Here is a 25,755-nt window from a genome sequence, read left to right as displayed (position 1 = left end):
AATTCATAAGCTGTAAATTCAGGAGAAATCATGCCAATTTTTATGATATGTTCTACACTTTTAGCGGTAATTGTCGTTGCTTATTATATACTCAAAAAATACAATCCCATTTTTGTATTTTTTCTTTCAGGTATTATCTTGCTTATTTTTGCTTTTTACATCACAGGAACACCTATACCAAAAGCCCCAAGCAGAGAACATGCAAGCTTTTTAAATGTTTTACTTGATAGCTATGCTTTTATCACAGCGACTTTTAAAAGCCAGCTTTCTAGAGTAGAGCTTATTATCATGAGTGTGGCAGGTTTTGCTGCTTATATGAAACATATCAATGCTTCGGCAAAACTTGCTTTTTTAGCAAATAAACCCTTAGGAAAATCAAAAATAAATACTTGATTTAAGTGGAACTTTTGTTGTTGGAATAGCTTAAAAATCGTCATTTTTAGCTATGCTGGATTGCTTTTACTTTTGCTAGCATGTATTTATCCTGTTTTAATCTCACTTAAAATCCGTCCTATTATAGCTGTATGTGTGCTTTCTTTAATTGCACTTGATTATGGTCCAAAAGATGGAAATTCAATCAATATGGCAGATATGGTAGGACAAAGCGATAATGTCGTAGGGCTTTTTTTAAATTACCAAATTTATAGTGTGATTGCCTATGTTGTAGTTATTGCCATCTTGATTCCTTTTTATTTTGCTTGGATTGATAAAAGAGATAAAGAAAAAGGTGTTTTAAATGATGAAGTTGAAATTCCGCAAATCATTGATCCTAAATGTCCCACTTTTTACATACTCTTTCCTTGGTTACCTGTTGTATTTTTATTTACAGCGTATTTTTTTACTATCAAGCTCGATGTTGTGACAGCAAATTTTGTAAGTATTTCTTTAGTTTTTCTTGTTGAATTTGCAAGACACAGAAATGCTAGAAAATTAGGCGAAGATATGATGGTGATTTTAAAAGCTATGGCTGAAATTTTTATCTCAGTCGTAAGCATAATCATCGCTGCTGGAGTATTTGCTGAAGGCATTAAAGCACTTGGTGGAGTTAATATCCTTGCTAACGCGGTTTCAAATCTTGGAACAGGAAATTTTGCATGGTTTGGAATTCTTTTGAGTATAGCTATTTTAAGCTTTTTAGTTTATTTTGCCACAGTGATTATGGGAAGTGGAATTGCTGCTTTTAATGCTTTTGGAAAACTAGCTCCTGATATAGCTACAAAATTAGGCGTTGCACCTATTACTCTAGTTTTACCTATAGAAATTGCATCTTGTTTAGGTCGTGCAGCTTCACCAATAGCAGGCGGAATCATAGCTTTAGCTGGATTTGCAAAAGTAGCTCCAATGGATATTATAAAACGAACCACTCCTCTTTTACTTATCGCTATGCTTGTAAATGTACTCGTAGCCTTTTATCTAGCACAAACCAATCCTTTGCCAAAAGAACAAAACACTACAAAAATAGAACTTAAAATACACAAATAAAGCGTATTGACGCTTTATTTTCACTCTAAAACAATACCTTCATTAATGCAAATTTCGCCGATAATAAAGGCATCTGAATTTTCTAAAACCTTACTTACATTAGAAGGATCTACAACCATTACTAAACCCGCTCCCATGTTAAAGCTTCTATACATTTCGCTTTCTTCTACAGCCTGTCCTATAGTATAAAAAATTTCAGGAGTTTTAAGATGATGTTTGCGTATAGTTGCACCCATACCACGAGGTAAAACGCGTGGTAAATTTTCTACTAAACCACCCCCTGTAATATGTGCTAGAGCACTGATATAAGGCTTTAGTGTAAGAAAATCACGCACATAAATCCTTGTAGGTTCTAACAAAATATCAATTAAATTTTTACCCTCTATCTTGTCATCAAATTTTAATTTTAAACTTTCAAAAAGTACTTTTCTAGCTAAAGAATAACCATTTGAATGAAGTCCTGAACTAGGAAGTGCCAATAAAATATCACCATTTTTAACAAATTTACTTCTATCAATCTCATCTTCTTCAGCCATACCCACTGCAAAACCCGCAAGATCAAAATCATCTTTTGCATACATTCCAGGCATTTCAGCAGTTTCTCCGCCAATTAATGCACAATTTGCCATCTTACATCCCTTGGCAATGCCTGATACAACAGCCTTTGCTACTTCTACTTCGAGCTTGGCTGTAGCATAATAATCTAGGAAAAACAAAGGCGTAGCAAAATTACAAATCAAATCATTCACACACATTGCTACTAAATCTTGCCCTATAGTATCATATTTTTTAGCATCAATTGCCAAGCGAAGCTTGGTACCAACCCCATCTGTTGCACCTAAAATCACAGGCTTTTTAAAACCACTTGGCATTCTAAAAGCACCAGCAAAAGAACCAATTCCGCCTACAACATTATCATTAAAAGTTTCTTTAACCAAAGGTTTTATAGCCTCTACAAAGGCATTTCCATTATCTATACTTACGCCTGCATCTTTATATGAAATTTTCATTTATTTTCCTTTAAGAACTAAAAAGGTATTTTAACGAAAAAAGTTTTAATAAGGCATAAGATGAAAAATGCTTTTTTTGTAACCGCTTCAATTGCTTGCGGTAAAAGCACTTTTATAGAAATAGCGAATTCTTTAGGCTTTAAAAGCATTAGCGCAGACAAAATCGCTCATAAAATTTTAGATGAAAATGCTTTAGAACTTGAAAAGATTTTTTCTCCCTTTAGTTTAAAAAATTTACTCACAAAAGAAAAGAAAATCGATAGAAAAATCCTTGGAGAAATTGTTTTTAACAATAAAGAAGCTAAAAAAATCTTAGAAAATTTCACTCATCCTAAAATTCGAGCTAAAATTTTAGAACAAATGCAAATTCTAGATAAGGAAAATAAAGCTTTTTTTGTAGAAATTCCTCTTTTTTTTGAAAGCGGTGCTTATGAAAATTTAGGCAAAGTCATTGTAATTTACACACCTAAAGAATTAAGCCTTAAAAGAATCATGCAAAGAGATAAGCTCAGCTTAGAAGCTGCAAAAGCAAGACTTGATTCTCAAATAGATATTGAAGAAAAACTTAAAAAAGCAGATTTTATCATTAAAAATACTAATTCTTATGCCGATTTTAGGCAAGAATGTGTTAAAGTAATACAAGAAATTTCTAAAGGAAAAATGTGAAATTTTATAAATATTGTGCAAGTGGGAATGATTTTGTCATAACAAATGCTGATAGAAAAGAAGATAGAAGTGCTTTAGCTAAAGAACTTTGTAATCGTTATGAAGGCATAGGTGCGGATGGCTTTATCGTGATATTGCCTCATGAAAAATACGACTTTGAATGGGAATTTTATAATAACGATGGCTCAAGGGCTGCTATGTGTGGCAATGGCTCAAGGGCTGCGGCACATTTTGCACATCATATTAACAAAATAAATCCTAACATGAGTTTTTTAACCGGTGCAGGAGTAATAAAAGCAAAGGTAAATCAAGATAAAGTTGAAGTATCTTTAGGCAAAATAAAAAGTGTACAAAATACTTTTGAAGAATTAGGAAAAACTTGGCAACTTTGCAACACTGGAGTTCCACATCTAGTACATTTTTGTCAAAATTTAGATGAATTTGATACAATGCTTTGTCAAAAAATGAGACAAAAATATAATGCCAATGTTAATTTTGTAAAAATTTTAGATGAAAATCATTTAAAAGTTCGTACTTATGAACGCGGAGTTGAAGATGAAACCTTAGCTTGTGGCACAGGAATGGGGGCTTGTTTTTATCTGGCATTTTTAAATAAAAAAGTACAAAATAAAGTTAAAATAACTCCTAAAAGTGGTGAAGAGGTAGGGTTTGCATATAAAAATGAAGAATTGTTTTTTGAAGGAAAGGTAAAGTATTGTTTTGAAGCCAATTATAATTTTTCTTAGTCTTTTTCTAATCCCACTTTTTGCTGATGATCTAAAGAGTGGATTTGGAGAGGAATATTACAAACTTGATATAGATCAAAAAAGACAAATTTTTTTTATAAAAATGAATGAAATGTTTGATCAAAGCTTTAAAAAAATTGAACAAGAAAGAGCCTTTATCGAAGCCTTTTTTAAAGATGCTTACAAAACAGGCTTTAGGACTTCAAACCAAATAAATCTTGAAAAACTTATCACGATAAAAAACAAATATCGCATTGAAAATCTTTATGATTTTGCAGAATATAAAAAACGTATTCAAAAAATTCCAAAATCCATGGGTATAGCCCAAGCTTTAGTTGAAAGTGCTACAGGTACCAGTCGCTTCGCAAGAGAAGCAAACAATCTTTTTGGAGAATGGACTTGGGGTGAGAAAGGTTTAATTCCTGATCTAAGACATCCAGATAAAAAACACAAAATTAAAATTTTTGATAGTCTGCAAGATAGTGTTGACTCTTATGTTTTAAATTTAAATCGTCATTTTGCTTATGAAAAGTTTCGCGATGTAAGAGCTAAATTTGAAAGCGAAGACAAAGAGATAACAGGGCTAGAGGCTATTAAAACTTTAGATTCTTATTCTGAACGCAAGGGATATTATATCAATCTTATTACAAAAATCATCAAACGATACAACCTTGAAAAATACGATACAAAATCAAACAACGCCTAAAATCCAAGTGAAAATTTATCAAAAGATATGACTTCAAATTTAATCCCTTGCTCAAAAAAACTATCCTCGCTTGAAAGAGTGATAAAAATCACATGAAAAATTCCAAGTTCTAAAGCCTTTGGTAAAATTTTCTTAGCACGTAGCTTGATCAAATCAATATCTAAAGTTGGACTTGAAATATAAGCAATTTTAGATATTTGGCTATAAAAGTTAAAGTATTTGTTATAAAAAAATTCTTCTTTAAATTTAAACAACTCGCTTAAAACTAAATTTTCAAATAAATGTGAAAAATCCTTTGAAATACAAAGATTATTTCTTAGGCCAAAATCTTTAAAATAAATCTTTTGAAGTTTTTTTTCATCATGTTTTAAAGTATAAATCACATAAGTATTTTCTAATTTTTTTATAGCTTGATAAACACTATCTTTTGAAGTTTTTAATCTTTTTTTGAGTTCTATAAATATCTTAGAAATACTGATTTGCTGACCCAAATTTAAAGCTAAATACTTTAAAATTTCTAATTCTAAAAGAGTAAAGCTTTGTCTTAAAAGTATGTTTTTTTCTCCAAATTTACTCCGTCCACTTTGCAAAAAAAGACCTACTAAATTATTTATAGGTAAATTTTTCTTACTTACACTAATAAATTCTTCAAAATCAAAATAATCAAGTTCAAGTTCTTCAAACCCATTTACATTTAAATCTTTTATATTTGTACTTAAGATGATGGGAATTTTAATTTTTTCTAAATTAGGAATAAAATCCAAATTATAAAGGCAAAGAATTTTAATTTGTAAATTTTCATTCAGAAAATCAGAAAGTCTTTCTAAACTTTGTTTTTCAAAACGTGTATCATATAAATCTAAAAACAAAATTTCACTTGCTTTAAATTGAGATAAAAAATTAAAAATAAGCGTTTTTTTACCACAAAATCGTGGGCCTTTTATGATAATATTTAGTTTTGAAATTTGAATTTTTCTTTCATAACTTACTTCAAATTTAGGATGGTTTTCATAAAAAAAATTAAGTACTTTCAATTTTATCCTTTAAAAAAAGGATATTATAACCTAGTTAGTATAATTGGGGCATAAAGCCCCTTAAATTACATTTTGCAAGCACCTTGTAAAGTAGCGCCTATCATCCAAAGACTTTTTTCATATTTTGCGATATTTTCTTGCGCAAAAGCAGCTGTTGTGGTATCACTTTCTTTTTCTGCTGCTTCATTGAGTTTTTTAAATTCTGCTAAAAGATATTCATAATCTTGTTTGATCAGTTCTATGACTTCAAGCGGAGTAAAGCAATCTTTTGCAACTTTTGGACTTTTTGCATTTTCCATTAAAACTTTTTGGCAAATGATAGCTTTTTCGCCAAGTTGTAAAACTCTTTCAGCACAACTATCAAAAAGTTCTGCCATTTCTTCATAAGCTTTTTCTGTGTACTCGTGTATAGAAAAAAATTGCAAACCTTTTACATTCCAGTGATAATTATGAAATTTAACCCATAGATGATGAGCATCTGCTTGCATTTGTAATAATTGTTTTGTAACTGACATGATTGACTCCTTTTTTTGATTTTTAAAATTATAGTATAAAATTCTTAAATAATAATTATTATTAATTAAAAATTTTTATTATAATTTTAACTTAAAATTATTATACTCTTTTTTTAATGAATTTTGATTAAGAAATTAATATATTTTTTAAGATCAACTTTCCAACTTCCACACCAGGTTGATCATAAGTGTTAATCCCTAGCATAACACCGCAAGTTGAAGTAAAAAGTTCATAATAATACATCAAATATCCCGCATGCCAAGCGTCAAGTTTTTCAAGTTCTATCACATCAACACTCAAATTTTCGGCGATTAAAGCATGCATAGTTGCATCACATTGGGCGTTTAAAAGTTCGTGAAGATTGACTTTATTACTTAAAGAATCTAAAAATTTAAAATGAATATCAGGGATAATAGGTACTTTTTGAGCGTCTTTGATTTTTAAAAAAGTTACAGTTTTATTTTTAGGTCCATCCATGATGAGTTGTAAAAAACTATGCTGATCTCTTGCTCCAATGAGTGCAACAGGAGTTAAACCTATGCGTTTATAGCCTTGCTTTTTACCTAAACTTTCAGCAATAAGCTGGATATACCATTCGTTAAAGCCTTTAAAAGCATCACTATATGAAAAAAGCACATTGATATTGGCATTTTTGTGTGTGCAATAATGATAAGCCTTTTGTAAAATTTCATCTTTTTTGCGAGTAAAAAAATCTTCAAAACAAGCTTTAGCTCCTTCTAAAAGAGCTTTGGCATTATAGCCACAAAAACAAAGTGGAACTATACCCACAGCTGAAAGTATGCTAAAACGACCTCCTACATTTGCAGGGATAAAAAAGCATTTAATACCTAAATTTTCACCTTCTTTATGAAGTTTTGAATCCTTATCAGTAATAAAAACAAAGTATTTTTTTAATTCTTGCATATCAAGTTTAAAATGTTCAATAAGAAGTTTAAAAAGTGATACGACTTCTATAGTGCTACCTGTTTTACTGATGATTAAAAACAAACTTTCTTCAAGCTTGATTTTTTCTAAAGTCTTATTAAAAGAATGTGAGCTTGTGTTATCGAGTATAAAAAGCTCTCTTTGGTTACTTTTTTCATTAAAAAGCATATCGCGCAAGGCTTTTACACCGCAACTTGAACCTCCCATTCCAACTAAAACGACATTTTTTACATATTCTTTATCTTGAATAAATTTCAAGCTCTTATCGATTAAATTCAAACTTGTGTCAATAAGATGATAATACCCTATATCTCCACTTTTTACCTCATCATTAATACGATTTGCATAAGAACTTATAGTGTGAATTTCACTTTGCTTAAAAAAAAGTGTATTGTTTAACATTTACTTTTCTCGTAAAAATAATTTGTCGCCTCTACAAAGCCTTCTACGCTTCCACAATCAAAGCGTTTCCCTTGAAATTTATAAGCTAAAACCATACCATTGGTTGCTTGAGTTAAAAGCGCGTCGGTAAGTTGAATTTCGCCATTTTTTCCTGCTTTAGTATTTTCTAAAATTCCAAAAATATCAGGAGTTAAAATATATCTTCCTATGATAGCAAGATTACTTGGAGCTTCATCAGGACTTGGTTTTTCTATCATAGAATTAACCATAATAAGATTTTCTTCTACAAAATTTCCAGAAATTACTCCATAATTTGAAACTTGTTCTTTTGGTACCTCCATCACAGCTATGATGGTGCAGCGATATTTTTCATAAATTTTTACCATTTGAGCCATAACATTTAAGCCTTCTTCATTAACACACAAATCATCAGCCAAAATTACGCCAAAAGCTTCATCGCCAACTAAAGGTTTACCTTTTAAAACCGCATCACCTAAACCTTTCATTTGATTTTGTCTTGTAAAAGTAAAGGTACAACGATTGATTAAAGAACGAATTTCATCAAGTAAGTATTCTTTTTTTGTACCTGAAATTTGATGCTCAAGTTCATAAGAAATATCAAAATAATCTTCTAAAGCTCTTTTTCCACGCCCTGTGACAAAGCCCATATTTTCCATTCCTGCTTCCAAAGCTTCATCAACCCCATAATGAATCAAAGGTTTAGTTAAGATAGGCAACATCTCTTTAGGTAAAGTTTTTGTTGCAGGTAAAAATCTCGTCCCATAACCTGCCGCAGGGAAAATACAAGTTTGAAGCATAAAAATTTCCTTTTATTTTTTTATCATTATAGCTTATTTTTATGAATTTTTATGCAACAAAACAAGGCAAAGTTCTTTTTACCTTGGTTATTCAAACTCGGCCTTAGCCAATTTAACAATGGTTTCTACTACTCCAGAATCTTCAAGTGTTGAAATATCTTGTTTGATTTCTTCACCTCTTGCTATAGTTCTTAAAATTCTTCTCATTATTTTACCACTTCTAGTTTTTGGCAAACCTGGAGTATAAAGAATTTTTTCTATTTTAGCTATAGGTCCTATCTCTACTCTTAAAATGTCATTAAGTTCCTTTAAAGTTTCTATAGCTCCGCCAAGATCACAACTGGATGCAGGACTTAAAACCACAAAAGCAAACAGTGACTCGCCCTTAATCGCATCCAAAATACTCACTATAGCTGATTCTGCTACACTTGGATGTTTAGCAATAGCACTTTCAATTTCAGCCGTTCCTATACGATGTCCTGCAACATTAACCACATCATCTGTTCTTCCTGTGATGGTAATATAACCATTTTTATCATAAAAAGCACCATCGCCACTAAAATATACAGCTTTTCCATCTTTTCTAGCTTGAGAAAAATAACTTTCTATATAGCGTTCATCATTACCCCAAATTCCACGAATCATCGAAGGCCAAGGTTTGGTTATACAAAGCAATCCATCTTCACCTTCATCTTTTTTATTGCCTTCTTCATCAATAACTTCTGCAAAAATTCCTGGCAAAGGCAAGGTAGCACAACTTGGTTTTAAAGGAGTAGCGCCTGGTAAAGGCGTGATCATATGTCCACCTGTTTCTGTTTGCCACCAAGTATCGACTATAGGACTTTTAGCTCCCCCTATTTCATCATAAAACCACTTCCAAGCACTAGGATTTATAGGCTCTCCAACCGTTCCAAGCACTTCAAGCGTACTTAAATCATATTTTCTTGGCTCATCAGGCGCATCAGCATGAAGCATTCTTATGGCAGTTGGCGAAGTGTAGAATTTGCTTATTTGATACTCTTCTATCATTCTCCACCAACGCCCAGAATTTGGATAAGTAGGAGTTCCTTCATGCATTATAGTCGTTGCTCCACATGCTAAAGGCCCATAAACTACATAAGTATGTCCTGTAATCCAACCCACATCAGCACTACACCAATAATTATCATAATCTTTAATATCAAAAACCCATTCCATAGTCATTTGTGCCCAAAGTATATATCCTGCACTTGCATGCATAACTCCTTTTGGCTTGCCCGTTGATCCTGAAGTGTAAAGCAAAAACAACAAATCCTCGCTATCCATGATTTCGGGTTCACACTTATAAGACTCATTTTTCACAAGTTCGTTATAAACATAGTCCCTTCCTTTAACATATTCTATAGGCTCATTATTGCGTATAACTATAAGTACTTTTTCTACACTTTCACACCCTTCACTTAAAGCCTTATCTACTGCAGGTTTTAACATATAAGGTTTGCCACGACGAAAAGCACCATCAGCCGTTACTACAAGTTTAGCTCCTGCATCTATAATTCTATCTCTTAAGGCTTCAGGAGAAAACCCTCCAAATACCACACTATGAATAGCCCCAATCCTTGCACAAGCTAACATTACTATAGCTGTTTCTGGAATCATAGGCATATAAATTACAACCCTATCGCCTTTTTTTACTCCGAATTTTTTAAGCAAATTGGCTGCCTTGCAAGTTTCATGCAATAATCTTCTATAAGTATAAACTTCATAATCCCCCATTTCACCTTCAAAAATCAAAGCAGCTTTATTGCGTCTTGTTTTCATATGACGATCAAGACATTGATAGCTTACATTTAAAGTTCCACCTTCAAACCATTTATAAAATGGAGCTTTATCCTCATTTAGCACTCTTGAAAAAGGCGAAAACCACTCGATCTTCTCAAGTGCTTGTCTTTTCCAAAAACCTTCAAAATCTTCCTTGGCTTCATCGCATAAATCATAGTATTCACATAAATTTTTTATACGAGCATTACGAGAAAATTCTTTACTTGGCTTAAAAAGCTCTTGATTATTTTGATTAAGCATAAAAACTCCTTTATGATTATTTTTAAACATTATATAAGAGTTTATTTGTATTAAATACAAATTTAAAAAATAATTAAGATAAATTTTATAAAAAATGAGAATATTTGTAATATTTTATTTAAATTTTATAATGTATGTTAATTTAAGAAACATATTGCATCTTCATAAAAATAAAGACTGAGTTCTTTGTATAATTTTAAATCGAATTTTAAAAATTCTTGTTTTTCTAAAGCAAATTCTAAAATTTTATCCATACAACTTACCCTTATAAAAACATCACTTTTCCTACTTCTAAGTGCTATAATATAACATTTTTCTAAAATAAACTCATAATTATTTTTTGGGATATTTTTAGAATTAAAAAAAGAAATTTTATAAGGATCAATCGCAATTTTACTTGGAGGTTTTTTAAAATCTTTATATTTTTTACAATTACTAAAATCTATAAAATTACAAAATTTTACACCTTGATTTTCTAGCTCAAAAACATTAGTATTTTCAAATTCTAAAATTTCTCCACTGTGTAAATAAAGTTTTTTTTGAGCCAAAGAATCTAAAAAATGTTTATCATGGCTTGCGATTAAAAAACCTGTATTGAAATTTTCGTGCATTTTAAGAATAGCTTTTTTAAATAAAAGCGTAGTATTTTTATCCAAAAAAGCACTCGGTTCATCAAGTAAATAATACTTCGCTCTTACGCTTAAAGCTATAGCAAAAGCTATTTTTTGACTTTGTCCTGATGAAAGTTCATTAGGATATTTACTTAAAAGACTTTCATCTAAATTTAAAAACATCAAACTTTCTTTTATACGTTCTTCGATATCTTCTTTAATCCCATAAGTTTTTAAAGTAAATAAAAAATTTGCCCTTACGCTACGATTTAACAAAATAGGCTCTGGAAAAAGCAAATAAATTTCACGCTTTTGTTTATTATTAAGTTTAAAATTTCCAAAATAAGAAATATTTTTTGAAAAATCTCCTTCTAAAAATTTTAATATTCTTAAAAATGTAGATTTTCCACTTCCATTCGTTCCCATTAAGATGCTAATTTTACTTGTATCAAGTTTTAAATTTTTAATTTTTAAAACTTCTTTGTTTTGATAGTTGAAAAAAAGATTAGAAATTTCTATCATTTTATGTTCTTTTAAGTTTGTGTGTAATGAAATTTAAACAAAAGGCAATGAGAATTAAAACCAAAGCCAAAGCTATACCACTAGCAAATTCGCCTTTGTTGGTTTCAAGAGAAATAGCCGTGGTTATGGTTCTAGTGTCGTATTTAATATTTCCACCCACTATCATCGCTACTCCTACTTCTGCTACAATGCGTCCATAAGCTAGTGCAACGACGCTAATCAAAGCAAAGCGTAATTCATAAATCATCATTAAAACAAGTTTTAAAGGACTTAGGTGAAAAGATTTTATAAGTAAAAAATGTTTTTTATTCATATTTTCTATCAAATTTGAAAAAAGTGCGATCACTATAGGAAGTGCTAAAATAAACTGCCCTAAAATTAAAGCCTTTATAGTAAAAAGTAGTCCAAATTCTCCCAAAGGTCCTCGACTTGAAATCAGTGCATAAAGTATAAGTCCTACCGCAACTGTTGGAAAAGAAAGGCTAGTATCTATGATAAGTTTTATAAAGCGTTTAAATTTAAAATCAAAAAAGCCTAAAATAAATCCCAAAGGAAAACCTATGAGCAAAGCTAAAACTATAGAAATACTTGAGCTTAAAAGTGTAGTTTTTATAGCTGAAATTACACTTTCATCAGCATTAAAAAGTAAAAATAAAGCTTGTTTAAAACCATCAAAAATATAATCCAAAAATATCCTTTTTAAAATAAGTAATTTTAGCATAATTATGCTAAAATATTTTTTTATGTAAATTTATAAGGAGAAAAAATGAAAAAAATCATTTCTTTAGCCCTTGCTTTAGCTTTAAGTGCAAGTGCAGCAGAACTTAAAATGGCAACCACAACAAGCACTGACAATACAGGACTTTTAGATGCTCTAAAGCCTCTTTATGAACAAGAAAGCGGCAATACCTTAAAATGGGTTGCAGTAGGAACAGGTGCGGCTTTAAAAATGGGTGAAGATTGCAATGCTGATGTACTTTTTGTACACTCTCCAAAAGCAGAAAAAGAATTTATAAAAAAAGGTTTTGGCGTGGATAGAACCCCTGTGATGTATAATGATTTTATCATCATTGCGGATAAATCAATAGCTTCTAAATTTAAAGGCAAAAATTTAAAAGAAAGTTTAGAACTTATCAAAAATGAAAAACTCACTTTCATCTCAAGAGGCGATAAATCGGGTACTGATAATAAAGAAAAAAGTCTTTGGAAAGATCTTGGTGGTGTGCCTGAAAAAGAAAACTGGTATCAACAAAGTGGACAAGGTATGCTAGCAAGCATTAAAATCGCTGAAGAAAAAAAAGGTGTGATTTTAACTGATCGTGGCACTTATATCAAATATGAAGCCAGTGAAAAAGGAAATCCAAGTTTAGTCATTGTAAATGAAGGTAATGATAGCCTTAAAAATTTTTATTCTGTTATAGCAACAAATCCTAAACATTGCAAAAATGTTAATTATACTGAAGCTAAAAAATTTATCAATTGGCTTACAAGTGACGATACTTTAAGTTTTATTAGCGGATTTAAACTGCTCTATAAACCTTTATTCGTAGTTGATGCAAAAACAAGGAAAGATTAAAATTAAGCAGGTTTTAGCCTGCTTAAAATATTATTTTTACTTATTGTAACTTTTTTATTTATTTTTCAAAACTTTCAGCTTATTTAAAATTCTTCTTTAGATACAATAAAATCAATAATTAAATATACAAGGTCAAATAATGTTCAAAGTAGATTTAAATAGTGATTTAGAGGAAAGTTTTGACACCTATAAAATGGGAATGGATGAAAAAAATTTTAAAATTTGTAAGCTCAGCAAATGTCGCCTGTGGCTTTCATGCGGGTGATCCTTGTGTAATGGATAAGACCTTAAATTTAGCCAAGCAAAATGGTGTTTGCATAGGAGCACACCCATCTTATCCTGATCTTTTGGGTTTTGGAAGACGCAATATGCAAATAAGCTTTGAAGAAGTCAAAAACCATGCCTTGTATCAACTAGGAGCTTTGGCTTTACTAAGACAAAAGGTATGAAAATACAGCATTTTAAAGCTTATGGCACACTTTATAATATAGCAGCTATTGATAAAAATTTAGCGATAAACGCGTTGTAAAAATGATAAAAGAAGGCAAAGTTACAAGCATAAATGGCAAAGAAATTGATTTAAAAGCGGATAGTATTTGCGTTCATAGGGATAATGTAAAAGCTTTAGAATTTGTTAAAAAAATCAAAGAAAATTTAGAAAAAGAACAAATTCAAATTTGTGCTTTGGAAAATTTTATATAGGTTTTAACAATGTTTAGTGTGCATTTTAGTGGAAGCAAGGCTTTGCTTTTGCTTTTTATTAAACAAGAAATTTCACCTCAAATCAATGCTTATGTTTTAAGCACGAAACAAAGGATACAAAAAGCCCTAAAAGAAGGTGAAATTTTATGGTATTGATGAGTTGATAAGTACTTATGCAAGCTTGCTTATATACTTTAATCCTTGTATACTTTCTTTAAATTCTTTGCTTGATTTTTTGAAAAAAATTAAAAAGGATATTAAACTTACGGAGCAAAACTCAAGTCTTTGTATAGAAGTTCCACTTTGTTATGATGAAGAATTTGGACTGGATTTAGAATTTCAATCAAATTTAAAAAGAAGAACTTATATCTCTTCACACTAAGCCTTACTATCTTGTTTTTATGCTAGGTTTGGCAGGTTTTCCTTATCTTGGAGGTTTGGACAAAAAACTTTTTACCCCACGCCTTTCAAGCCCTAGAGCAAAAATAGAAGCTGGAAGTGTAGGTATAGCCAATAAACAAACAGGAGTTTATCTTATTTCAAGTCCAGGGGATTGGTAAATCATTGCTAGAACATCTTTGGAATTTTTTGATAAAGAAGATGAAAAAATTCCACTCTTTTAAAAGCGGGTATGTTTTTAAAATTTAAAGCCATTTCAAAAGATGAATTTTTTGAGTTCCAAGAGCAAGTTGCTAAAAAATCTATCAAAAGGAAATTTATGAGTATAAAATCATTGAAGCATTTATAAATTCGAGTTTGCAAGACTTTGGTAGAAAAAAATTTGCTAAATTTGGCATAGCAAGAAGTGGGGCTATGGATGAAGATGCCTTAAGAATGACAAATATCTTACTTGGAAACAAACAAGATGAAGCAGGAATTGAGCTTTATTTAAAGGGTGGAAAATATAAATTTTTAGATGAGAATTATTTTGTTTTAAGTGGGGCTGAATTTGAGGCAAAGCTTAATAATCAAAAAATAAAAACTTGCAAGGTATATAAAGCAAATAAAGGCGATATTTTAGAACTTGGTTTAGCAAAAATAGGTTTTCGTGGGTATTTATGCGTAGCAGGTAGCTTTGAAGTAAAAAGTTTTTTAAACTCTAAATCCAGCGATGCTAAAATGAGAATTGGAATTTTTAAAGGAAGAGCTTTGCAAAAAGATGATATTTTAAATACTCATAATACTTTTATACCTTTTAATTTAGAAGCTAGAGAATGTGAAAATCCTATTTTTAAAAGCTCAAAAGATCCTATTATACGCGTTATTTTAGGAACAAATAAAGATGTTTTTACTCAAAAAGGCATAGATGCTTTTTTAAATACTAGTTATAAAGTGTGATAGAATGGTGATTTATACAGAATCTAGCAAAAGTATAGAGCATAAAAACTCAACAGATATTATTTCAGATCCTGCAGTTTTTGGAAGCATACAGGTACCAAAAAGTGGTATTCCTATCATTTTAATGGCAGTAGGACAAAGCACAGGAGACTATACAAAAATAGCCACGGTTATAGAAAATGATCTAAGCTTTTTTGCCATAAATATTGATAAAATATATAGCACCTATAGCCAAGGCACAACCTAACAAGGTAAGTGCATTTGGCACCTCATCTAGTATAAAATAACTACAAATTAAAGCACTAGCAGGAGTGATTAAAACAAAAGAATTTGCCTTAACACTCCCTAAAATGTGAATCCCATAATAATAAATACTAGTACCTATAATAGTTGATAAAAAAGCCACAACAAACATACTGATCCAAAATTTAAATTCAAAATGAAAAATTTCATAACTTTTTACATCAAACAATACCCAAGAAAACATTAAAACAGAAATGAGATTAATATAAAAGTTAATCGCCAAAGGGTGAGCTCCTTTGGCTTTATGATTAAACACTGCTATCAAAGCCCAAATAAAAGAACAAGTTAAAAATAAAATATTAAATTTACCAAATAAATCTTCTAAACTCCCTAAATTTAACAAACAAAATCCAGATAATAAACCTAAAAATAAGCCTAGAATTTCACTCTTTGTGATCTTGTGAGTTGATTTTTTATCTTTTTGAAATAATATTGCTATCATAAATATCAAATAAGAAAAAATAGGAATCATAGTTGTAACCAAAACACCGCCTTTTCCAGCTAAACCATGCTTAATGGCAATAAAAAATACAAAAGTATAAAGCCCATTTAAAATTCCTGCTATCAGCACCCATTTTAAAATAGATTTTTCAAGCCTTAAAGGAATTCTTAAAAAGCCTAATACCATCAAAGAACCTAGCAAAACAAAGAAAAAACGCCAAAAAGTAATCACAGAAGTATCAGCATAAGCTGATAAAATCTTAGAAGTAGACCAAGATGAGCTCCATAAAAACATAGCTAAAACAAGCAAGATATACAAATACTTTGTTCGAGTCAATGTTACACCTTGAAATTTTTAAGTCAAATTTTTTAAAAAATTTTTTTCAAGTGTAGTTCATACTCGTTTAGATATTTTTCCACTTGAGGATTTTTTACCACATCATTACACATAAAAGTTGGTAAAGCTTTCATACCTATAAATTCATGAGCCTTATGCAAATGCCAATACACCATATCTACACCCTTTCCTTCAAAAAATTCATTTTTATCATTAAAGGCTTCAAGAGGTGCATTCCAAGTGAGAGAAAACATGTATTTTTTGCCATGATCTAAACCACCTTTTCCGTAGTTTTTACTAGGATTTTCATGAGTTCTTCCATCATTTTTAAAAAGCACTCCAGCACCCAAACCAAACACTTCATCGATATATTTTTTAACTATCCAAGGCTCGCCCATCCACCAAGTTGGCATTTGATAGATCACAACATCAGCTTTTATAAATTTTTGTATCTCTTCTTTAGGATCATATCCTTGATCTATGTGAGTTTGATCTACTTCATATCCTAGTATTTTTAAAATTTCTAAAGCATGATTATGCAATGTTAAATTAAGCTGTCCTTTTGAATTTCCAAATTCTTTAGCGCCATTAAGCAAGAGTATATTTTTCATTTTTATCCTTTTTTAAATTTTATGATACAATTATAACTTAACATGATGTCATTTTCAATACAGAAAATAAAGTAAGATACTATACTAAAGGAATGTTAAATGACTAAAGAGAATTCTCAGTGCAATTTCGAAGAATGTGGATTTAACTATACTCTAGCATTAATTAATGGAAAATATAAAATGAGTATTTTATACTGCTTATTTCGCTATGAAATCGTGCGTTATAATGAACTCAAACGCTTTTTAAGCTCCATATCTTTTAAAACTTTAACCAATACCTTAAGAGAACTAGAAAATGATGGTTTAATTATCAGAAAAGAATACGCTCAAATTCCACCCAAGGTAGAATATAGCTTATCCAAACGCGGACAAAGTTTAATTCCCATTTTACAAGCTATGTGCAAATGGGGCGAGAAAGACAAAAGGGAAAAAAATGCTTGAATTAATTGGCGAACTTTCTTTACAAAATTATATGGGAGAATGGCTTGAAATGGCTAGAAAACCCGCCTTTTTTCAAAAATCTTGCCTAAATTCAAAGGCAAAATACGAGCTTAAATATAAAAATGGCGTTCCTTATGTAGAAATTGAGAATTTTTGCAGTAAAGAAAATGAAATTTCAAGTATAAAAGGCAAGGCAAAAATCGTTTCAAATAGGCAATTAGCAGTGAGATTTAACATCTTTATGAACCTTTTTAATAAGGTAAATTATGAAATCATTTTTATTGATAGCGAGTATAAAGTTGCCATTGTGGGTAGCCCTGATAAAAAATACCTTTGGATTTTAGCAAGAAATATAATAGATGAAAAAAGCACAAAAGAGCTTTTAGACATCGCTAAGCAAAGAGGATTTGACATTAGCGATGTGATTTTTAATAAGTATTAAATTATTCTTTTGTCATATCAATAACATAGCGAAATTTAGCCTTTCCTGAGGTTAGATTTTCATAAGCTTTATCGATTTCTTGTGGGGTAATAAGCTCGGTTTCTGGATAAATTCCATGTTTTAAAGAAAAATCAAGCATTTCTTGAGTTTCAGCAATACCGCCAATTAACGAACCATAAACCTTCTTACCTGCCTTATGCACAAGCTCGTTTATGCCTATATTTACCTTATCTTCCACAGGAGGTAAGCCAACTATAGCCATTTCGCCACCAAATTTAAGCAAATCTAAATAAATTGCAGGATTATAAGGCGTTGGAATGGTTGAGATGATTAAATCAAAGCGTTCTTTTACGGCGTTTTTATCAGTGCTTGTGTAAAATGAGCTTACACCCATAGCCAAAGCATCGGCTTTTTTGTTTTCATTTCTAGCAAAAACGCTAACCTTTGCACCCATTTTAACAGCGTATTTTACAGCCATCATACCAAGTCCGCCAAATCCTGCTATAGCAACGCTTGAACCTTCTTTTATCTTAGAAAATCTTAAAGGCGAGTAAGTGGTAATGCCCGCACAAAGCAAAGGTGCAACCTTATCCATCGGTGCATTTTTTGGCACACAAATGGCAAATTTTTCACTTACAACTATGTTGTTTGAGTAGCCCCCATAAGTGTTTTCATTGCCGTGAAATACATCACAACTATTGTAAGTAAAGATGGTTTTGCCATTTTCGCAAAACTGCTCTTGTGAGCGTTTGCAAGCATCGCATTCACCGCATGAATTTACCATACAACCAACCCCTGCGTAATCTCCTACTTTAAATTTACTCACATTTTTACCCACAGCAATCACTTCTCCTGCTATCTCATGCCCAGGCACACAAGGATAAGTAGCCTCTCCCCACTCGCTTCTTGCAGTGTGAATATCGCTATGACAAATACCTGCATATAGGATTTTAATCAAAATATCATTATCACCAATAGCGTGGCGGCTAAATTCAAAGGGTGTAAATTTCGCATCCTTGCTAAGCATTGCATAACCTTTACTTGCAATGCGATTGTTTTCTAAAATTTTGTATTGCATTTTTGCTCCTTTTTTGATTTTTTATAATTATAAAACATTAGAGTAGCTATAAGTCAAGAGAGAAAATAATTTTTTAAAAATTAGAAAAATACTTGATGTGTTAAAATTTTTTGATTTTTTAACGTATTTTTTTATAATGTTAAAAATCTTTAGAAATTTTAAAATATAAAAGAATTTATACAACCAAAGCTACTTCTAAATATAAAGAAATTGTGTGATAAAGGGGCGATTTAAATGAATGGAATATATAAAATAAAACAAATTTTTATAGCGAAGATTTCTTAGAGATTTTATTTTTTTATCCTTAAACAAGGATAGAATTTTTAATAAAATATTAAAAATTTATGAAAATTTAATATTTTTAAAGTATATCAAAATGGATAAAAATCATTATTATATAAATATAAAACTTTTAAGATTTTTTAAAAAGGAATTTTTAGATGCAAAGCAAAAAAAGAATTTTAGAAAAAATTAAAAATATTGCTTTTATTTATAAACAAATTCGTCTTATAACACTTGAAGGTTCAAGAGTAAATAAGAAAGCTAAAAAGGATAAATATCAAGATTATGATATTTCATTTTTTCTAAAATCTAAAAATTTGAGAAAATTATTAAACCTAAACAAAAGCAAAGATATCAAAAAAGCAAAATTACCTAAATTTATTAAAAATTTTGGAAAAATTTTATTTTATCAAGCGCCTGAAAGCTTTGAATTCTATAAAGCTGATTTGCCTAAAAATTGGGTGAGTTTTTTGGTAATTTTTAAAAATGGAGTGAGAATAGACTTTAAATTTATCCCCTTAAAATCATTGAAACATTATTATAAATTTGAACCTTTAAGCAAAGCGCTTATAGATAAAGATCAAAGATTTAAGAAAACTCAAAATGAGAATGTTTTTTGCATTAAGAAACCAACAGAAAAAGATTTTGATGAAATATGCAATGAGTTTTATTTTACTTTTACAAAATTAGAAAAAGCTCTTTTAAGAAAACAATTTATAATGTCAAATTATTTGTTAAATTCTATGCGTGAAACACTTTTTGATATGCTTAGTTTTAAAGTCGGACTTAAATTTGGTTTTGAAATTTGGCTAGGTAAACAAAATACTGATATTCTAAATTTTTTAAAGCAAAAAGAAATAAAAATTATCTTAAATTCTTTTAATACTACTTCACTTGAACAAATTGAAAAAACAAGAAAAAAGCTTGAAAATTTATTTCACAAAAACACCAAATTTGTAGCAAAAAAGAATGACTTTAAGCTTTTTTCTTATCGAAAAAATGTAAAAAAATATTGCAAAATTTTAAGAAAATTGTAAAGTTATTTTATTCTTCTTTAATAAAAACTACTTTTATTTCGCATTTTTATAGTCTTTAAGTTTTTTTAAACTGATATATTTAAAAATAAGTGCAATTTATACTAAAGTAAAATATTTTAACTTATACTTTGCACTTTAACTTTCCTTTTTTATCAAAAATCTTTATCTAAAACATATTTTTTATCTATTAGAAATGACTTTTTTAGTTTCTTATTTTCTTCTTTTTTGCTTTGTATATAATATACATCTTTTGCATCTGAAAGAATATATAAATCTTTTACTTTTAAACCTTCTTCATTTTCAATAAAGCTGATATTATTATCTAATAATTTATTTTTTACAATTTTATTTTTACTTAGTGTCATTTCTTCTACCTTAAAATTGCCTATTTTCAAATAAGAAGTAATATTTTCATTTAAAAACATAATAGATAAAAATAAGATAATAGTGTTAATCAAAACAAAAAATTTAAAACTTTTAAAGTCTTTAAAACACAATTGAAGACTAAAAAATATAAAAATAATTAAATGACCAATACCCAGATAAATACAATTAACTTCTTGAGATTTGATGATGATAAAAATACTAACAATGAACATAGATACATACATAATAAATATTAATATGATTTGTAGCATAAAAGTTTCTATTTTATTTAATGAAATTCTATATTCTCTCCCAAAAAAATATAATGCACCATTTGCAACTATAAATACAATAACAATAGATATTAATAATAATATATTAGGTTTCTGTAATGTGATAAAAGTGATAATGGATGAAGCAACATAAATTATAAAAAGGATTCTTTTTGGTATTTTAAAATATTGTTTATATAGTTCTCTTGAAAAAGAAAATATTCCCATGTAGAAAAAACTAAAAATTCCTCCAAATAAAACTCCTGTAATCGCCAAAGCAGTTGCCTTTTGGCTATCCAAAAAAGGAATGGTTTTTGTTTGCAAAAAATGTAGAATGAGTATAAAAATAATTATGGAAAATCCAGCCAAAATTGCAACTTGAAATAAATCTTTTGAAGTTTGCAAAATTGATTTTGAAAGTTTAATAAAATCTTTTTTATCTTTTCTTATTTCATAACGTTCCTCATATTTTTTAAATTCAACTTTAGAATTAAACTCAAGCTCTTTTAACTCTGGTTTGGAAATATTTATCATATATAAATCAAAATAAAAATAAATTTCATCTTCTAAATCATCAAATTCTTGGGGATTATTTTTAAATTTTTCATATTCTAAATTTTCAAAAAATAAAATTTCTTTTTTTATCAATTTTTCTAATTTTATATTTATTTCTTTTATATTTTTACAATTTGTAATTTTATAATTGCTTCTTTCCTTTTCAAGTTTTTTTATCAATTCTTGACATTCTTGTAATCTTTTTTCTTTTATATTTAATAAAGTTTTAAATTCCATTTTTTAATCCTTTCATTCAATAAAAATGCAACATAAATTTTTAACATAAAAAATTATAAAGTCAAGCTATCTAACACAGCAATTGCATTTAAAGCCCTTGGATAGCCAATATAAGGAATAAGAGCTGCAATGATATTTAGCAAATCTTTTCTACTTTGTCCCATGTTAAGATTACCTTGTATATGGGCTTTTACTTGATTATCTAGCCCACCAAGTGAGATAAGATACACAAGGGTTAAAAGCTCCCTAGTTTTTAGATCAAGTCCCATGCGTGTATAATAATCTCCAAAACAATTCGCACTCAAAAAATCATTTATAAAAGCTTTATCTTCTGGGGTAGTTTCTATCATTTTAGTGATATTGGCTTTACCAAAAATAGCATTTTGTATTTCCCTGCCTTTTATTGTGCAATTTTCTTGCGTAGTAGTGTCTTGTGAAGTCAAAGATAAGGCGATATTTAGTTTTTTAAATACTTTATTACAAAGACTTAAAAAATCACATACTCTAGCAAAACCCACATAAGGCGTAGCTTGATAAATCACTTCTTTGATGACAATAGGACTTATATCGTTCTTGATTGCACCTTGAAGTAAAGCTTTAAACTCTATTTTTCCACCTACTGCTAAAGTAGAAGCAAGGGTGATTAAAAAATATTTTTGTGTATCCAAATTTGCTTTTACAAAACTCTCGCCAAAAGTAAAATTTATGTGATTGATAAAATACTCTTTATCACTTGCAAAAAGTTGATCCTTTTTTGCTCCTCCTAAGAGTTTTTCAAAAATTTCTCTTGCTTTTTGTCTTAATTGCATGGTTTTATCCTTTGTGGTTTTTAAAATTTGCGAAAAAAGAGCATTTAAAATACTCCAAAAACATAAAAGTTTTTATAAAATTTTTGCGTTTTATTTACAAATTTCTTTACTCTCTTGCTTCTTTTAAGGCATTTTCATATTCTTCATCGCTTACAAGCTCAAGCCATTCTACATTTTTACCTTCTTTCTCACCTGTAAGTGCTATGTGTGCTCCACTACTTGTATTAGTTGCACCATGAAAATGCTTTACTCCTATAGGACAGCTTATCACATCGCCTTTTTTGGCTATAAAGGCTTTTTGACCTGGAACTTTTGTGATGATTTCACCCTCTGTTACGATTAAGGTTTGTCCTTGAGGATGAGTATGCCATGCACTTCTAGCACTGGCTTCAAATTCAACCAAAGCTCCACTAAAATTTCTCCACTCATTTGATTTAAACATCATAGAAACTTTTACATTTTTGCTAAAAAATTTACTATCGCCTTTAAAACTTCCATGAATTCCTTTACTTTCAAGTTCTTGCATTTACACTCCTTTAACAAAACTACATAAAACCATTACAATAAGAAATAAACCAAACTTTTTATTTCCCAACTCTAAGAGCTGCTTCACCGGCATACCGATCCCCTTTGATTATTATTTTTTCTAAAATACTCTTTAAATGATTTAATTCTTCTTGAGTAAAATCAATATTAACAGCATTAATATTTTCTTCTAACCTTCGTAAATTTGTTGTTCCAAAAATAGGCACAATAAATGTTTTTTGCACCAAAACCCAAGCAAGAGCAATTTGTGCTAAAGTAGCATTTTTAGCTTTTGCTATATCTTCTAATGCATAAACTAAATCCAAATTAGCTTTTAAATTCTCGCTTTTAAAACGTGGAACTTGTGATCTAAAGTCATTATTTTCAAAAGTAGAATTTGCATCAAATTTACCTGCTAAAAATCCTTTTCCTAAAGGAGAAAAAGGAACAAAACCTATATTTAATTCTTCCAAAACTTTTAAAAGTTCTTTTTCTGGTTCTCTCCACCATAAAGAATACTCACTTTGAACCGCACTAAGCGGAAATACTGCGTGAGCTTTTTTAATACTTTGCACCCCTGCTTCACTCATACCCCAAGCTTTAATTTTTCCTTCCTTATAAAACTCGCTCATTAAGTTAGCAACTTCTTCAACTGGAACATTTGTATCAACTCTGTGTTGATAATAAAGATCTATACAATCAGTTTGCAAACGCTTCAAACTACCTTCTAGACTTTGTCTGATTTTACTAAGTGTACTATCGACAATTTGCTTAGCACCCTCAATCCTGACACCAAATTTTGTTGCTAATACCACTTCATTTCTAAAAGGTTTTATTGCTTTACCTACTAATTCTTCATTAATAAAAGGACCATAAACTTCGGCTGTATTAAAAAAATCAATACCAAGATCCTTTGCCCCATGAATGAGTGTTATCATCTCTTTTTCATCTTTAGCTTCTCCATAACTAAAGCTCATTCCCATACAACCAAGTCCTAAGACACTTACTTCCAAATTTCTTAATTTTCTTTTTGCATTTTTATCCTTTTTTATTTTTTATTAAAAACTAATAGTTCTTAACTATTAAAAACATTTTTCTATCATGTTAATTAAAAGTATAAAATCTAACATCTGGTGTAAGTCAAGAATAAAATTAAATATTTTTAAATTTTTACTCGTTTTTTTCGTTTAATATAATCTTTACTTAAAGGATTTAGCTCATCTTTATTTTCCATAACCATTTTTTCATAATAATCTATTTTAAAATCAAGTTTTTTTATAATATTCTCCAATTTTTTCATATCCTTTAGTGTTTTTTCTTTTAATTTTAAAATAATCTCTAATCTCTCTTTTGCCGTATCTTTACCCTTAGCACATAAAAAAATATATCTTTTAAGATCCTCGATACTCATGCCAATTTGTCTATAACAATCCACCCAAATCACCCATTCTAAATCTTTTTCACTAAAATAACGCACTCCATTTTATCTTTTTCCACAAAGGGAAATAAACCTTTATCTAGCCAAAATCTAAGTGTTCTACTAGAAACTCCTGTTTTTCTTTCTACCTCTATGATCGTATAAGCCATTCTAATCCTTTATAAATATAAATTTCATACAATTCAATTTTTAACTAAATATTTTATTATTTTATATTAATGCTACTTTTTAGAAAAATACATATAATTTTCAATTAATATAATTAAATTTTTAAATTTTCAAGATAAAAGTCAAAAAATATTTTATATTTTTTGATAAAATAATACTAGATTTAATTTTAAATTTAAAAATAAATACAAAAAAAGGAAAAAAATGAATAGTATAAAAATCAAACTTTCTCTCATTGCAAATTTAATTGCAATTTTTGCCTTAATTGTTCTAGGTATTGTAAGTTTTTATTTCACAAAAACCTCATTACATGAAACCACTCTTAAAAATCAAACTGACTTGCTTCAAGCCACGCAATCTGTAGTTGAAAATTTCCGTTCTACAAACCAATTTTTTACTAAAAACTTAGAAAAAGATATCACAAGTTTACCTTATCAATCTTTAAATACTGAAGAAAATATTATTAACAATGTCGGTCCTATATTAAAACACTATCGTCATAGCATAAACGCATTAAATATTTATTTAGGTTTAACAAATGGAAAAGTTCTACTCAGTCAAAGATCCAATGACATAAAAATGCCTGAGTTGCGTGATGATTTAGATATAAAGACAAAAGATTGGTATAAAGAAGCTTTAAAAACAAATGATATTTTTGTTACGCCAGCATATTTAGATACAAATTTAAAACAATATGTAATAACATATTCTAAAGCTATTTATAAAGATGGTAAAATCATAGGAGTGCTAGGTGTTGATATACCATCAGAGAATTTACAAAATTTAGTTGCAAAAACTCCTGGAAATACTTTTTTATTTGATCAAAAAAATAAAATATTTGCTGCAACCAATAAAGAATTATTAAATCCATCTATTGATCATTCTCCTGTTTTAAATGCATATAAGGCTAATGGAGATAATAATTTTTTTACTTATAAACTTGATGGAAAAGAAAGACTTGGAACTTGTACTAAAGTTCTTGCTTATACAGCTTGTATTACTGAAAGTGCTGATATTATAAACGGACCTATTCATAAAGCTGCATTTATTCAAGCTATTGTTGTCATTATTGTGGTAGTATTTAGCGTCATCCTCCTTTATTTCATCGTATCAAAATACCTCTCTCCACTTGCAGCTATCCAAACAGGTTTAACTTCATTCTTTGACTTCATCAATCATAAAACAAAAAATGTTTCTACTATAGAAGTAAAAAGTAATGATGAATTTGGACAAATCTCAAGTGCTATCAACGAAAACATCCTTGCTACTAAAAAAGGT

Annotated in this window: 22 protein-coding genes and 6 pseudogenes; 12 read left to right on the top strand and 16 right to left on the bottom strand. The window is 29.4% G+C overall.

Annotated features, from left to right (window positions below; all coding sequences use genetic code 11):
• Positions 1–30 precede the first annotated feature (30 nt).
• Positions 31–1,482 (top strand): annotated as a pseudogene (gene dcuC / locus AJ936_RS05270) (C4-dicarboxylate transporter DcuC).
• A 20-nt stretch (positions 1,483–1,502) separates the two neighbouring features.
• On the opposite strand, the gene purM reads toward dcuC, so the two are convergent.
• A complete protein-coding gene (gene purM / locus AJ936_RS05265) occupies positions 1,503–2,492 on the bottom strand; it encodes a phosphoribosylformylglycinamidine cyclo-ligase (protein ID WP_002881121.1) in 990 nt (329 codons plus the stop codon).
• A 60-nt stretch (positions 2,493–2,552) separates the two neighbouring features.
• Here purM and coaE point away from each other — a divergent pair, with 60 nt between their 5' ends.
• From coaE to AJ936_RS05250, 3 genes are read left to right on the top strand one after another with little or no spacing between them, the layout of a single operon-like run.
• Positions 2,553–3,158: a dephospho-CoA kinase gene (gene coaE, locus AJ936_RS05260; protein ID WP_002826882.1), complete on the top strand. Its 606-nt coding sequence runs from the start codon at positions 2,553–2,555 to the stop codon at positions 3,156–3,158.
• Positions 3,155–3,904, top strand: a complete 750-nt coding sequence (gene dapF, locus AJ936_RS05255; RefSeq protein WP_002855997.1) for a diaminopimelate epimerase — start codon at positions 3,155–3,157, stop codon at positions 3,902–3,904. Before coaE ends, dapF begins: the two co-directional genes overlap by 4 nt.
• Positions 3,879–4,610 (top strand): glucosaminidase domain-containing protein, encoded by a 732-nt coding sequence (locus tag AJ936_RS05250; RefSeq protein WP_002862176.1) that lies wholly within the window; start codon positions 3,879–3,881, stop codon positions 4,608–4,610. Before dapF ends, AJ936_RS05250 begins: the two co-directional genes overlap by 26 nt.
• Here the strand turns inward: AJ936_RS05250 and AJ936_RS05245 are convergent.
• The 7 genes from AJ936_RS05245 to tupB form a co-directional block, all read right to left on the bottom strand.
• Entirely contained in the window at positions 4,607–5,644 is a 1,038-nt protein-coding gene (locus tag AJ936_RS05245; protein WP_070210372.1) for a DUF4143 domain-containing protein, read from the bottom strand. The genes AJ936_RS05250 and AJ936_RS05245 overlap by 4 nt on opposite strands.
• A gap of 65 nt (positions 5,645–5,709) precedes the next feature.
• Positions 5,710–6,159 (bottom strand): DNA starvation/stationary phase protection protein, encoded by a 450-nt coding sequence (locus tag AJ936_RS05240; RefSeq protein WP_052858423.1) that lies wholly within the window; start codon positions 6,157–6,159, stop codon positions 5,710–5,712.
• 127 nt (positions 6,160–6,286) lie between these two features.
• Positions 6,287–7,507, bottom strand: coding sequence for a glucose-6-phosphate isomerase (locus AJ936_RS05235; protein WP_070274152.1), 1,221 nt, complete (start codon positions 7,505–7,507; stop codon positions 6,287–6,289).
• On the bottom strand, positions 7,501–8,325 hold the full coding sequence (gene galU / locus AJ936_RS05230; RefSeq protein WP_002871129.1) for a UTP--glucose-1-phosphate uridylyltransferase GalU: 825 nt from the start codon (positions 8,323–8,325) through the stop codon (positions 7,501–7,503). The genes AJ936_RS05235 and galU overlap by 7 nt, the downstream gene beginning before the upstream one ends.
• An 87-nt stretch (positions 8,326–8,412) precedes the next feature.
• Entirely contained in the window at positions 8,413–10,386 is a 1,974-nt protein-coding gene (acs, locus tag AJ936_RS05225) for an acetate--CoA ligase (protein ID WP_070210374.1), read from the bottom strand.
• A gap of 137 nt (positions 10,387–10,523) precedes the next feature.
• The gene (gene tupC / locus AJ936_RS05220) at positions 10,524–11,519 is read right to left on the bottom strand and encodes a tungstate ABC transporter ATP-binding protein TupC (protein WP_044778913.1); all 996 of its coding nucleotides are present in this window, start codon (positions 11,517–11,519) and stop codon (positions 10,524–10,526) included.
• Between the two features lies 1 nt (position 11,520).
• On the bottom strand, positions 11,521–12,207 hold the full coding sequence (gene tupB, locus AJ936_RS05215) for a tungstate ABC transporter permease TupB (protein ID WP_002871132.1): 687 nt from the start codon (positions 12,205–12,207) through the stop codon (positions 11,521–11,523).
• A gap of 78 nt (positions 12,208–12,285) precedes the next feature.
• On the opposite strand from tupB, the gene tupA reads away from it, so the two are divergent.
• The 4 genes and pseudogenes from tupA to AJ936_RS05195 form a co-directional block, all read left to right on the top strand.
• A complete protein-coding gene (gene tupA / locus AJ936_RS05210; protein ID WP_002862184.1) occupies positions 12,286–13,095 on the top strand; it encodes a tungstate ABC transporter substrate-binding protein TupA in 810 nt (269 codons plus the stop codon).
• A 139-nt stretch (positions 13,096–13,234) separates the two neighbouring features.
• A pseudogene (locus tag AJ936_RS05205) lies at positions 13,235–13,797 on the top strand (5-oxoprolinase subunit PxpA).
• A 9-nt stretch (positions 13,798–13,806) separates the two neighbouring features.
• Positions 13,807–14,526: pseudogene (locus AJ936_RS10350) on the top strand (5-oxoprolinase subunit B family protein); the annotation flags it as partial.
• Positions 14,512–15,334 (top strand): annotated as a pseudogene (locus AJ936_RS05195) (biotin-dependent carboxyltransferase family protein); the annotation flags it as partial. The pseudogenes AJ936_RS10350 and AJ936_RS05195, both read left to right, overlap by 15 nt.
• On the opposite strand, the gene AJ936_RS05190 reads toward AJ936_RS05195, so the two are convergent.
• Both AJ936_RS05190 and AJ936_RS05185 read right to left on the bottom strand, forming a co-directional pair.
• Complete coding sequence (locus AJ936_RS05190) at positions 15,320–16,216, bottom strand: DMT family transporter (protein WP_070274151.1); 897 nt, start codon at positions 16,214–16,216, stop codon at positions 15,320–15,322. The pseudogene AJ936_RS05195 and the gene AJ936_RS05190 overlap by 15 nt on opposite strands.
• Before the next feature lie 32 nt (positions 16,217–16,248).
• Positions 16,249–16,827 (bottom strand): NAD(P)H-dependent oxidoreductase, encoded by a 579-nt coding sequence (locus tag AJ936_RS05185; RefSeq protein ID WP_070210376.1) that lies wholly within the window; start codon positions 16,825–16,827, stop codon positions 16,249–16,251.
• Between the two features lie 99 nt (positions 16,828–16,926).
• On the opposite strand from AJ936_RS05185, the pseudogene rrpA reads away from it, so the two are divergent.
• Together rrpA and AJ936_RS05175 are read left to right on the top strand one after the other, a co-directional pair.
• Positions 16,927–17,273 (top strand): annotated as a pseudogene (gene rrpA / locus AJ936_RS05180) (MarR family transcription factor RrpA).
• A complete protein-coding gene (locus tag AJ936_RS05175; protein ID WP_044794443.1) occupies positions 17,261–17,710 on the top strand; it encodes a lipocalin family protein in 450 nt (149 codons plus the stop codon). Before rrpA ends, AJ936_RS05175 begins: the two are co-directional and overlap by 13 nt.
• 1 nt (position 17,711) lies before the next feature.
• On the opposite strand, the gene AJ936_RS05170 is transcribed toward AJ936_RS05175, so the two are convergent.
• Positions 17,712–18,788, bottom strand: coding sequence for an NAD(P)-dependent alcohol dehydrogenase (locus AJ936_RS05170; protein ID WP_044780392.1), 1,077 nt, complete (start codon positions 18,786–18,788; stop codon positions 17,712–17,714).
• Positions 18,789–19,228: 440 nt separating this feature from the next.
• Between AJ936_RS05170 and AJ936_RS05165 the strand changes: the two genes are divergently transcribed.
• Positions 19,229–20,107 (top strand): aminoglycoside 6-adenylyltransferase, encoded by an 879-nt coding sequence (locus AJ936_RS05165; RefSeq protein WP_070274150.1) that lies wholly within the window; start codon positions 19,229–19,231, stop codon positions 20,105–20,107.
• Between the two features lie 152 nt (positions 20,108–20,259).
• Here the strand turns inward: AJ936_RS05165 and AJ936_RS05160 are convergent, their stop codons facing one another.
• From AJ936_RS05160 to AJ936_RS05140, 5 genes and pseudogenes are all read right to left on the bottom strand, one after another.
• Positions 20,260–21,279, bottom strand: coding sequence for a hypothetical protein (locus AJ936_RS05160; protein ID WP_250606955.1), 1,020 nt, complete (start codon positions 21,277–21,279; stop codon positions 20,260–20,262).
• 311 nt (positions 21,280–21,590) lie between these two features.
• Positions 21,591–22,346: a carboxymuconolactone decarboxylase family protein gene (locus AJ936_RS05155; protein ID WP_070274148.1), complete on the bottom strand. Its 756-nt coding sequence runs from the start codon at positions 22,344–22,346 to the stop codon at positions 21,591–21,593.
• A gap of 106 nt (positions 22,347–22,452) precedes the next feature.
• On the bottom strand, positions 22,453–22,872 hold the full coding sequence (locus AJ936_RS05150) for a cupin domain-containing protein (protein WP_070247970.1): 420 nt from the start codon (positions 22,870–22,872) through the stop codon (positions 22,453–22,455).
• A 58-nt stretch (positions 22,873–22,930) separates the two neighbouring features.
• Positions 22,931–23,884 (bottom strand): aldo/keto reductase, encoded by a 954-nt coding sequence (locus AJ936_RS05145; protein WP_250606953.1) that lies wholly within the window; start codon positions 23,882–23,884, stop codon positions 22,931–22,933.
• Between the two features lie 149 nt (positions 23,885–24,033).
• Positions 24,034–24,458: pseudogene (locus AJ936_RS05140) on the bottom strand (MerR family transcriptional regulator).
• Positions 24,459–24,681: 223 nt separating this feature from the next.
• Between AJ936_RS05140 and AJ936_RS05135 the strand changes: the two are divergent.
• The coding region (locus tag AJ936_RS05135; protein ID WP_186820500.1) for a cache domain-containing protein at positions 24,682–25,755 on the top strand (1,074 nt) is incomplete at its 3' end.

The sequence above is a fragment of the Campylobacter sp. BCW_6877 genome (genome assembly GCF_001762445.1).
In the GTDB taxonomy this organism is placed as follows: domain Bacteria; phylum Campylobacterota; class Campylobacteria; order Campylobacterales; family Campylobacteraceae; genus Campylobacter_D; species Campylobacter_D jejuni.
This window is presented reverse-complemented; position numbering and strand designations above follow the sequence as displayed.

Coding starts and splice junctions, on each gene's coding strand:
- AJ936_RS05175 (WP_044794443.1), top strand. CDS start 17,261: ATGCTTGAATTAATTGGCGAACTTTCTTTACAAAATTATATGGGAGAA.
- AJ936_RS05235 (WP_070274152.1), bottom strand. CDS start 7,507: ATGTTAAACAATACACTTTTTTTTAAGCAAAGTGAAATTCACACTATA.
- AJ936_RS05185 (WP_070210376.1), bottom strand. CDS start 16,827: ATGAAAAATATACTCTTGCTTAATGGCGCTAAAGAATTTGGAAATTCA.
- coaE (WP_002826882.1), top strand. CDS start 2,553: ATGAAAAATGCTTTTTTTGTAACCGCTTCAATTGCTTGCGGTAAAAGC.
- acs (WP_070210374.1), bottom strand. CDS start 10,386: ATGCTTAATCAAAATAATCAAGAGCTTTTTAAGCCAAGTAAAGAATTT.
- AJ936_RS05165 (WP_070274150.1), top strand. CDS start 19,229: ATGCAAAGCAAAAAAAGAATTTTAGAAAAAATTAAAAATATTGCTTTT.
- tupA (WP_002862184.1), top strand. CDS start 12,286: ATGAAAAAAATCATTTCTTTAGCCCTTGCTTTAGCTTTAAGTGCAAGT.
- AJ936_RS05150 (WP_070247970.1), bottom strand. CDS start 22,872: ATGCAAGAACTTGAAAGTAAAGGAATTCATGGAAGTTTTAAAGGCGAT.
- AJ936_RS05240 (WP_052858423.1), bottom strand. CDS start 6,159: ATGTCAGTTACAAAACAATTATTACAAATGCAAGCAGATGCTCATCAT.
- AJ936_RS05160 (WP_250606955.1), bottom strand. CDS start 21,279: ATGATAAATATTTCCAAACCAGAGTTAAAAGAGCTTGAGTTTAATTCT.
- purM (WP_002881121.1), bottom strand. CDS start 2,492: ATGAAAATTTCATATAAAGATGCAGGCGTAAGTATAGATAATGGAAAT.
- AJ936_RS05170 (WP_044780392.1), bottom strand. CDS start 18,788: ATGCAATACAAAATTTTAGAAAACAATCGCATTGCAAGTAAAGGTTAT.
- tupC (WP_044778913.1), bottom strand. CDS start 11,519: ATGATAGAAATTTCTAATCTTTTTTTCAACTATCAAAACAAAGAAGTT.
- galU (WP_002871129.1), bottom strand. CDS start 8,325: ATGCTTCAAACTTGTATTTTCCCTGCGGCAGGTTATGGGACGAGATTT.
- AJ936_RS05155 (WP_070274148.1), bottom strand. CDS start 22,346: ATGCAATTAAGACAAAAAGCAAGAGAAATTTTTGAAAAACTCTTAGGA.